This window comes from Actinotalea sp. (assembly GCF_041597215.1).
GTDB lineage: Bacteria > Actinomycetota > Actinomycetes > Actinomycetales > Cellulomonadaceae > Actinotalea.
This window is the reverse complement of record NZ_JBFHHB010000138.1, coordinates 1-8,512: the sequence shown is the minus strand read 5'-3', so window position 1 is coordinate 8,512 and position 8,512 is coordinate 1. Positions and strand designations below refer to the sequence as shown.

At 74.2% G+C, this 8,512-nt stretch carries 8 protein-coding genes and 1 pseudogene; all 9 read left to right on the top strand.

The features are described from left to right. The first annotated feature begins 479 nt into the window (after positions 1-479). Complete coding sequence (locus tag ABWK99_RS10550) at positions 480-1,160, top strand: hypothetical protein (RefSeq protein WP_372594662.1); 681 nt, start codon at positions 480-482, stop codon at positions 1,158-1,160. Beyond that, complete coding sequence (locus ABWK99_RS10545; protein ID WP_372594661.1) at positions 1,144-2,151, top strand: HAD hydrolase-like protein; 1,008 nt, start codon at positions 1,144-1,146, stop codon at positions 2,149-2,151. Before ABWK99_RS10550 ends, ABWK99_RS10545 begins: the two co-directional genes overlap by 17 nt. Before the next feature lie 118 nt (positions 2,152-2,269). Further along, on the top strand, positions 2,270-2,434 hold the full coding sequence (locus ABWK99_RS10540; protein WP_372594660.1) for a hypothetical protein: 165 nt from the start codon (positions 2,270-2,272) through the stop codon (positions 2,432-2,434). Then, entirely contained in the window at positions 2,431-3,303 is an 873-nt protein-coding gene (locus tag ABWK99_RS10535) for a TlyA family RNA methyltransferase (protein ID WP_372594659.1), read from the top strand. The genes ABWK99_RS10540 and ABWK99_RS10535 overlap by 4 nt, the downstream gene beginning before the upstream one ends. Next, positions 3,300-4,211 carry an NAD kinase gene (locus tag ABWK99_RS10530; RefSeq protein WP_372594658.1) on the top strand — a complete coding sequence of 304 codons (912 nt, stop codon included), beginning with the start codon at positions 3,300-3,302 and terminating at the stop codon, positions 4,209-4,211. Before ABWK99_RS10535 ends, ABWK99_RS10530 begins: the two co-directional genes overlap by 4 nt. Continuing rightward, complete coding sequence (gene recN / locus ABWK99_RS10525; RefSeq protein ID WP_372594657.1) at positions 4,208-5,920, top strand: DNA repair protein RecN; 1,713 nt, start codon at positions 4,208-4,210, stop codon at positions 5,918-5,920. The genes ABWK99_RS10530 and recN overlap by 4 nt, the downstream gene beginning before the upstream one ends. Positions 5,921-5,926: 6 nt before the next feature. Further along, positions 5,927-7,114 carry a putative cytokinetic ring protein SteA gene (gene steA, locus ABWK99_RS10520; protein ID WP_372594656.1) on the top strand — a complete coding sequence of 396 codons (1,188 nt, stop codon included), beginning with the start codon at positions 5,927-5,929 and terminating at the stop codon, positions 7,112-7,114. A gap of 31 nt (positions 7,115-7,145) precedes the next feature. Beyond that, the gene (locus tag ABWK99_RS10515) at positions 7,146-8,261 is read left to right on the top strand and encodes a copper transporter (protein ID WP_372594655.1); all 1,116 of its coding nucleotides are present in this window, start codon (positions 7,146-7,148) and stop codon (positions 8,259-8,261) included. A gap of 8 nt (positions 8,262-8,269) precedes the next feature. Continuing rightward, positions 8,270-8,512 (top strand): annotated as a pseudogene (locus tag ABWK99_RS10510) (hypothetical protein); the annotation flags it as partial.

Genomic DNA, 8,512 nt, shown 5'->3' with positions numbered 1-8,512 from the left:
GGCGAGCGTCCGGGCAGCCCTCCGGGTCGTCGGACCGTGGCCGGTCCGCGGAGCGCGGTGAGCGTTCCGGACGCCCCGCGAGCGAGCGCTCGGGAGCCGGCCAGGGCCGTGCCTCGGACCCCCGTGGTTCCGGAGCCGGTGGGGGCGACGGTGCCCCGCGTGCCGATCGTGGTGCCGCTCCGCGCGGTGGTGACCGTGGTGCTGCTCCGCGTGGTGCCGCTCCGCGCGGTGGCGAGCGTGGTGGTGCACCCCGTGGTGCTGCGCCACGGTCCGGCGGGTACCAGGGGCGAAGCGACGAGCGTGGCTCCGGCCAGGCGCGTTCGGGGCGTGCCCCGGAACGGCGTGGCGCGCCTCGCGGCGCCGGCGCAGGGTCCTCGGGCCGGCCCGCGGGACCGGCCCGGTCGGGCCCGGCGCGGAGCGGTACGGACCGGCCGGAGTCGGGAGACCGGACGCGCGCGCCGTTCGTGCCGGAGGACGTCGTGGCATCCGACCTGGATCGGGTCGCGCGTGGCCGACTGCGGACTCTCAGCAAGGAGAACGCCGACGGCGTCGCCCGGCACCTGGTGATGGCGGGCCGACTCGTCGACGAGGAGCCGGAGCTCGCCTACGAGCACGCCCAGGCGGCCGTCCGTCGGGCGGGCCGCGTCGACGTCGTGCGGGAGGCCGCAGGGCTCACCGCCTACCGGACGGGGCGGTTCGCCGAGGCGCTGCGCGAGCTGCGTACCGTACGTCGGCTCAACGGCTCCTCGGAGCACCTCGCCATCATGGCGGACTGCGAACGGGGGCTCGGGCGTCCCGAGCGGGCCCTTGCCCTCGCACTGGAGGACGGTGCCGGCGAGCTCTCGACCGAGAGCGCCGTCGAGCTCGCGCTGGTCGTCGCCGGGGCACGGCTCGACCTGGAACAGCCCGATGCCGCGATGATGGTGCTGCAGGCCCCGGTCGTGCTGGGCGCGACGGGCGAGCTCGCCGAGCGGGTGGCCGGCGTGCGTGCCGACGTGCTCGACGCGCTCGGACGCACCGAGGAGGCGAACGCTCTCCGCGCCACGCTCCCCGATGTCGACGAGGAGATCGTCGTGGTCGATCTCACCGAGGAGGAGGACGCTCCGGTGAGCGAGGATGCTACGAGCCCGACCGGAGGTCCCGATGCTGCTGAGCACTGACGCACCCCTTGCCGAGGAGTACGACCTCGCGCTCGTCGATCTCGACGGCGTGGCCTACCGCGGCAAGGACCCCATCGAGCACGCTGCCGAGGGCCTGGCCGGCGCACGCACGGCCGGGATGGACGTCGTGTTCGTGACGAACAACGCGTCGAGGGAACCCGAGTCCGTCTCCGCCCAGCTGTGCGGACTCGACATCCCCAGCGAGCCGGGCGACGTGATGACCGCTGCCCAGGCGGCGGCCGCCGTCCTGGCCGGTCGGCTCGAGCCGGGCTCGAAGGTGCTCGTGGTGGGCGGAGCCGGGCTGGTCACCGCGGTGAAGGCGGTCGGCCTCGTCGTGGTCGCCTCTGCCGACGACGACCCCGCCGCGGTCGTGCAGGGGTTCGCGCCCGACATCGGCTGGCGCCAGCTCGCGGAGGCGTCCTACGCCGTCCAGCGGGGCGCCTGGTTCGTGGCGAGCAACCTCGACCTCACCCTCCCGAACGAGCACGGCTTCGCGCCCGGCAACGGCGCGCTGGTCGGGGTCGTGCGTGCCGCGACCGGGGTGGAGCCGGTGAGCGCAGGCAAGCCGGAGCCCACGCTGTACCACCTCGCGGTCGAGCGACGGGGTGCGGCACGGCCGCTCGTCGTCGGGGATCGCCTGGACACCGACCTGGGAGGCGCGCGGGCCGCGGACTACCCCGGGCTGCACGTGCTGACCGGCGTGTCCGACGCCCGCGACGCGGTGCTCGCGCCGCCGGAGCATCGGCCGTCGTACCTCGGCGCCGACCTGCGCAGTCTGCTCGTCGCCCATCGGGCACCCGAGCCGGTCGACGGGTGGTGGCGCTGCGGTCGGGCGCGGGCGAGGGTCAGCGCCGGGGTGCTCGAGCTCGACGGTCCCGCTGGGTCGCTCGACCTCGTCCGGGCCGCGTGCTCCGCCGCATGGGAGGCGGCCGATCGCGGTCAGCCCGTCGATCCGGGCACGGTACCGACCCTGCACGTCGACGAGGGCTGAGGTCGGGCTCCCGCACGAGTGGTGGACAGCACGAAGGGGCCCTCGACGACGGGTAGCGTGGTGTCGGCGTGATCGCGACAGCAGTCGGCACGCGTGCACGGGAGGACGGGGAGACAACGTGGAGCAGGAGCGAGCCGAGCGGCCGAGCACGGGCGACGCCGCTGTCGACGAGGCACTGACCACGCTCGACGGACTCGCAGCGATCCCGGTGCGGGAGCACGTCGCAGCCTTCGAGGCGGTCCACGCCGCCCTGGCCGATCGCCTGAACGAGCATCTCGAGTGACGAGCGAACGACTCGATCGCGCCCTGGTGCGCCGAGGGCTGGTCCGCTCCCGCACGCGCGCGGCGGAGCTGATCGCCGCCGGTCACGTGCGTGTCCGTGGCGAGGCAGCGCTCAAGCCCTCGCTCCCCGTCGGGCCGGCGGACGAGCTCGTGGTGGACGGTCCGGACGTCGACTACGTCTCCCGCGGCGGTCACAAGCTGGCCGGCGCCCTCGACCTCGCGGAGCGCCTCGACGGTTCGGCGCTGCCCGTCGCGGGTGCCAGGTGCCTCGACGTCGGTGCGTCGACCGGCGGCTTCACCGAGGTGCTCCTCGGCCGCGGCGCCGCCCATGTGGTCGCTGTCGACGTCGGGCACGGTCAGCTCGCCCAGCCGATCGCCGAGGACCCCCGCGTGACCTCGGTCGAGGGGCTCAACGTGCGTGACCTGACCGTCTCCGACCTCGGACCCCGGCCCTCGGTCGTCGTCGGCGACCTGTCGTTCATCTCGCTCACCCTCGTCCTGCCGGTGCTCGGCGAGGTGGTCGAGCAGGGCGGCGAGCTGTTCGTGCTGGTCAAGCCGCAGTTCGAGGTCGGGCGCACGCGGCTCGGGAACGACGGTGTCGTCACCTCGGCCACCGCACGCGCCGAGGCGGTGCTCGCGGTGGCGACCGCCGCTGCGCGGCGGTTCGTGGTGCACGCCGTGGTCCCGAGCCCCCTGCCCGGTCCGGCCGGCAACCACGAGTACTTCCTGTGGCTGCGCGAGCCCGCCGGTGCCCCGCTACCCGTCGACCTGACCGGTCGTCTGGAGGCCGCGGTCGCCGCGGCCGTGCACGAGGACCGTGCATGCCTGGTGCGACCCCCGCACCGCGGCGTCCCGAGGAGGCTCGCGTGACTCGATCGGTACTGGTGGTCACCCACCTCGGGCGGCAGGAGGCCGTCCGGGCGAGCGAGGTCGTCGTCAGGGCGCTGACCGAGGCCGGTATCCGACCCGTGCGCGAGGACGCGCACCATGGGCTGGACGGCTGCGAGATGGTCATCGTGCTCGGCGGTGACGGCACGATCCTGCGCGCCGCGGAGCTGACCCGGGGAACGGAGGTGCCCGTGCTGGGCATCAACCTCGGGCATGTGGGCTTCCTCGCCGAGAGCGAGCGTGAGCAGGTCGAGGAGGTCGTGCGGCGGGTCGCGGCCCGTGACTACGAGGTCGAGGAGCGCGGCACCGTCGACGTCCGCATCCTCCGCCCTGGCCTGCCTCCCGTCCACGACTGGGCACTGAACGAGGCGACCGTGGAGAAGGCGGACCGCAGCCGCATGGTCGAGGTCGTGCTCGAGGTCGACGCACGGCCGCTGTCGTCCTTCGGCTGCGACGGTGTCGTGATGTCGACCTCCACCGGATCGACCGCGCACGCGTTCTCCGCAGGCGGGCCCGTCGTGTGGCCGGACGTGGACGCGATGCTCATGGTCCCGCTGTCCGCGCACGCGCTGTTCGCTCGGCCCCTCGTCGTGGGACCGAGCTCCGTGCTGGCCGTCGAGGTCCTGGCGCGCTCGTCGAGCGACGCCGTGCTGACCTGTGACGGACGGCGCAAGCACGACGTCCCTGCGGGGAGCCGGATCGAGGTGCGACGGGGTGCCGTCCCCGTCCGGCTCGCCCGCCTCGGCAGGGCTCCCTTCGCCGACCGACTCGTGTCCCGGTTCGACCTGCCCGTGACGGGCTGGCGGGGTCGTGCGGCCGACGACGCCGAGGACGCCCGGCCGTGGGGCTCGTGGTCCGAGGCGGGCCGGGACGAGGGCGGCCCGGCGTGATCGAGGAGCTGCGGATCGACGACGTCGGCGTGATCGTCTCGGCCCGCGTCCCGCTCGGGCAGGGCCTGACCGCGATCACGGGGGAGACCGGGGCCGGGAAGACGATGGTGCTGACCGGTCTCGCCCTCATCCTCGGGGGGAAGGCCGATGCTGCCCTGGTGCGTGCCGGGGCCGAGCGGGCGACCGCCGAGGGCTGCTTCGTCGTGGACCCGTCATCGGCGGTGGCCGAGCGGGCGCGCGAGGCAGGTGCCGTCGTGGACGAGGACGGCACCTTGCTGGCGATGCGGACGGTCGCGGCAGCGGGACGGTCACGGGCCTTCCTCGGCGGTCGGGGGGTCCCCGCCGCGGTCCTGGTGGAGATCGCCGACCAGCTCGTCACGGTGCACGGGCAGCAGGACCAGACGCGGCTGCGCTCGCCACGGCGCCAGCGCGAGGCCCTCGACGGCTTCGCCGGGCCGGCGCACCTGGGCGAGCTCGCGGCCTACCGCGAGACCTGGGCCGCACTCCAGCAGGCGAAGGCCGACCGTGAGGACCTCCTCGCGCACGTCGAGGACCGGCGCCGCGAGGCCGAGCTGCTCCGCGCGGGGCTCGCCGAGGTCGAGCGGGTCGATCCCCGCCCCGGTGAGGACACCGAGCTCGCCGCCGAGGCCGAGCGGCTCGGGCACGCGGAGGACCTGGCCGAGGCCGCTGCACTCGCCCACCGGATGATCGTCGGGACCTCCGGGATGGACACGCCCGGTGCCGCCCCCGTGGTCGAGCAGGCTCGTCGTGCCCTGGAGAGCGTCGGCGGGCACGACGCCCAGCTCGCCTCGCTCGCCACCCGCGCGGCCGAGGTCGGATACCTGCTCGAGGACCTCGCGGCCGAGCTCGCCCGCTACGGGCAGGACCTCGAGGCCGACCCGGCACGGCTCGAGGAGATCCACCGGCGCCGGGCCGAGCTCACGATGCTGGCGCGGAGCCACGGCGGCACCGTCGACGAGGTGCTGGACTGGGCGTCGCAGGCGGGACTGCGTCTGGCCAGGATCGACACGGCCGAGGGGGCCGAGGAGCTCGAGTCAGCGATCGCGCGGCTCGAGGCATCGCTCGCCGAGCTCGGCGCCCGCCTCACCGCGAGCCGCACCGTGGCGGCGGAGCGGCTCGCGGACGCCGTGAGCGAGGAGCTCTCCGGGCTCGCCATGCCCGACGCGAGGCTCGAGGTACGCGTCGACGCGCTGAGCGAGCGGGGCCCGTGGGGGGCGGAGGACGTCGCCATGCTCCTGGTCCCGCACGCGGGAGCCACCGCACGCCCGCTCGGCGTCGGGGCCTCGGGCGGAGAGCTCTCCCGCGTGATGCTGGCGTTGGAGGTTGCCCTGGCGACCGCCCCCGGTTCCGGGGCCTCCCGCCCGGCGACGTTCGTCTTCGACGAGGTCGACGCCGGTGTGGGCGGGCGGGCAGCCGTCGAGGTCGGCAGGCGCCTGGCCGAGCTGGCACAGCAGGCCCAGGTGGTCGTCGTCACGCACCTCCCGCAGGTCGCCGCCTACGCCGACCACCACCTCGTCGTGCGCAAGTCCCAGCAGGAGGGGGCAGAGGTCGTCACGGCGTCCGACGTGCGCGCCGTCACCGGTGCCGACCGGGTCGCGGAGCTCGCCCGGATGCTGAGCGGGCGGGTCACCGACACGGCACTCCAGCACGCGGCTGAGCTCCTGGAGCGCTCCGTCGTGGGACGATAGGCCCCGATGAGACTGAGCCTGCGCAAGACTCCCGCCCCGCCCCAGGAACCTGGGGTGCACGGCGTGGTCCGTGTCGACCCCCGCACCAAGAGCCTGACGAAGCGACTGCGTCCGGGTGAGATCGCTGTCATCGACCACCTCGACCTCGACCGGGTCTCGGCCGAGGCGCTGCTGGCGTGTGCCCCGGCAGCCGTGCTCAACGCCGCGCGTTCGACCTCCGGCCGGTACCCGAACCTCGGCCCCGACATCCTGGTCTCCGCAGGCATCCCGCTGCTGGACGACCTCGGCCCCGACGTCCTCACCCTGGTCGAGGGACACACCGTCCGGGTGGTCGGCTCGGCCGTCTTCGAGCGGGACCGGCTCGTGGCCGAGGGTGTCCTGCAGGACGAGGGGACGGTCGCCGAGGCGATGGCGGCCGCACGCGAGGGACTCGCCGTCCAGCTCGAGTCCTTCGCGGCCAACACGATGGACTACCTGCGGCGCGAGCGTGAGCTCCTGCTCGACGGCGTCGGGGTGCCGGACATCGAGACCGTGATCGAGGGGCGCCAGGTCCTCATCGTGGTGCGCGGCTACCACTACAAGGAAGACCTCGTCGCGCTGCGCCCGTACATCAAGGAGTACCGGCCGGTGCTCATCGGCGTCGACGGGGGAGCCGACGCGATCCTCGAGGCAGGCTGGAAGCCCGACCTGATCGTCGGTGACATGGACTCGGTCTCGGACCGTTCGCTCACCTGCGGCGCGGAGATCGTCGTGCACGCCTACCGTGACGGCAGGGCCCCCGGTGTCGAACGCGTCGAGAAGCTCGGGGTCCGGCACGTCGCCTTCCCCGCGACCGGGACGAGCGAGGACGTGGCCATGCTCCTCGCGGACGACAAGGGCGCAGAGCTGATCGTCGCGGTCGGCACGCACGCGACCCTTGTCGAGTTCCTCGACAAGGGCCGCTCCGGGATGGCGAGCACCTTCCTCACGCGGCTGCGGGTCGGCGGGAAGCTCATCGACGCCAAGGGCGTCTCGCGCCTGTACCGCCAGCGGATCTCGAACTGGCAGCTCGCCTGGCTCGTCCTGGCGGGGCTCCTCGCCCTCGTCGTGGCGCTGGCCTCCACCACCGCCGGTCAGACGCTCTTCGGCCTGATCGGGGCCGGCTTCGACGACCTCTGGTCCACCCTGCACACGCTCGTCGGCGGCGGCACATGATGCCCACCGCCTCGAACCGAGAGAACTCACAGTGATCGACTTCCGGTACCACATCGTCTCCCTGATCTCGGTGTTCCTCGCCCTCGCCGTCGGGATCGCTCTCGGTGCCGGCCCCCTGAAGGAGTCGATCGGGGACACCCTGACGGGGCAGGTCGACCAGCTGCGCGCGGAGAAGGACGAGCTGCGCGTCGAGCTCGAGCAGGCCACGGGGTCGCTGCAGGACGAGCAGGAGGCATTCGCCGCCGTCGCCCCGGACCTCGTCGACGGCATCCTTCCCGGGTATCGGGTGGCGGTCGTGCAGATCGGTGCGGTGGACCAGTCCGTCGCCGACGGCGTCCTCGCCCAGCTCACCGCCTCAGGGGCATCCGTGAGCGCACGGGTCGCCGTCACCTCCGAGTGGACCGACCCCGCGCGCACGGCCTTCCGAGGGACGCTCGCGAGCACGCTCGTCGGCTACCTCGACCCCCGCCCTGCCGCCGATGCCGGAACGGCCGTCGAGCTCGCCGAGGCGTTGGTCCAGGCGCTGACGACAGCGGATCCGACCGATCTCGCCGCCATCTCGGAGAACGCAGGGGTGCTGCTCGACCTCATGTCGGGGGACGCCGGGCTGATCACCATCGACGGCACCGTCTCGACGGCCGCTGACGCCGTCGTCGTGCTGACCGGACCGGTCACCGCCGAGGACACGGACGCCGAGACCACGGGGACCGTGTCCGAGACGACCGAGGACACCACGGCCGCTCCGGAGGCGACCACGGCCGATGTCCCGGCCGCGCAGGAGGTCACCGCGGAGGAGATCGACGCCGTGACGCTCATCGCCCGGTCCGCGCAGGAGCGCAGCGCCGGTGTCGTGGTGGCCGGCGGCGTCGTGAGCGAGCCCGGTGTGCTGACCAGCCTGCGCTCGTCCTCCGACCTCGCCGCCTCGATCGCCACGATCGACAACGTCCAGCGATTCGCCGGCCAGGTCTCGGTCCCGATGGCGCTGTCGGCCACGGTCGACGGGACCGTCGGCCACTACGGCGTCGGAGAGCTGGCGACGGCTGCCATGCCAGGACGGGTGGTGCTCCTGCCGCTCGAGCGGGTCCCTGCCGTCCCGCAGCCCACGGACGCCGCGGGCGACGCGACCTCGCCCGCCCCCGAAGGCTGAGGACGAGGATGGGCGCCGCCAGGCGCAGGACGGGCGGCCGGCACGGATCCGCCTCCTGGGGAGCGGTCGTGCGCTCGGGGCTCGTGGCCGCGGTCGGCACTCGTGCGGCCAGGGCAGGCCTCGACGCCCTCCTCGGCGGGGCCGACCCCCGGTGGACCAGGACCAACCACCGCGGGGCCCCGATCTCCTTGCTCGAGGGCCCGGCCGTCGCCGTCGGTCTGGTCGCCGGCGCGGCCGTCGGCCGGCCCGGC

Bases quoted from the DNA above. Each gene is read 5' to 3' on its own strand.
- ABWK99_RS10545 (WP_372594661.1), top strand. From the start codon at position 1,144: ATGCTGCTGAGCACTGACGCACCCCTTGCCGAGGAGTACGACCTCGCG.
- steA (WP_372594656.1), top strand. From the start codon at position 5,927: ATGAGACTGAGCCTGCGCAAGACTCCCGCCCCGCCCCAGGAACCTGGG.